This is a genomic window from Escherichia sp. WS1450 (genome assembly GCF_046487395.1).
GTDB classification, from domain to species: Bacteria; Pseudomonadota; Gammaproteobacteria; order Enterobacterales; family Enterobacteriaceae; genus Escherichia; species Escherichia coli.
Map to the genome: position 1 here is coordinate 1 of NZ_JBJQJO010000161.1, position 612 is coordinate 612.

1 protein-coding gene and 1 pseudogene are annotated in these 612 nt (G+C 50.2%); both read right to left on the reverse strand.

The window, feature by feature from the left end; all coding sequences use genetic code 11:
• Positions 1–65: 65 nt before the first annotated feature.
• Complete coding sequence (locus tag ACJHYR_RS28125) at positions 66–218, reverse strand: DUF905 family protein (protein ID WP_001696589.1); 153 nt, start codon at positions 216–218, stop codon at positions 66–68.
• A 5-nt stretch (positions 219–223) separates the two neighbouring features.
• Positions 224–612, reverse strand: a pseudogene (locus ACJHYR_RS28130) (hypothetical protein); the annotation flags it as partial.

Here is a 612-nt window from a genome sequence, read left to right on the forward strand (position 1 = left end):
GTAATCAATGAAAAAGCCGCGTCTCACGGAGAAGACGCGGCCTGATGGATGAAATGAATGAGGGTTTACCGAAGCCCTTCAGCATTGTGGTGACGCAACCGGAAATGCGTTCCCTGATCATCTTCAATAAGCACATTGCGGTAAGCTGTTGTGACAGCCATCGCCTGTTCGCGTGAGAAAGGGCCTTCGGGCAATAAAACAGGGTGACAGTCCGACATACCGGCTATTTTCCGATAAATTCAACGCTGGCGCCGGTGGCATTACCGTCAGCACCAACCGTGACGGTCACTTTGTCGTACGCACGGTCTTCAGGATTGAACACTTCAAACTCAACCTTATTGCCTTTTACTTCGTAAGAGCCAAAATCAGCGGTTTCTGTTATTTCCTCGCCATATTCCCGGGCGTATGCCTGCCGGGCAGCCTGCAGGACGGAATCTTTATTAATAGTGGTCGTCTGTTTCGGGGAAAAACCGGCAAGTGATGTGACAAATTTCGGACAGACCTTCAGCATATCACCGCGGGTGAATTCCATTCGTACACCAAATGCCTGTAAAACGGACACATCACGCTCTGCTATGGAGTGAACGGCTTTTTTGACCATTTCCGGCGCCT

Bases quoted from the DNA above. Each gene is read 5' to 3' on its own strand.
- ACJHYR_RS28125 (WP_001696589.1), bottom strand. From the start codon at position 218: ATGTCGGACTGTCACCCTGTTTTATTGCCCGAAGGCCCTTTCTCACGC.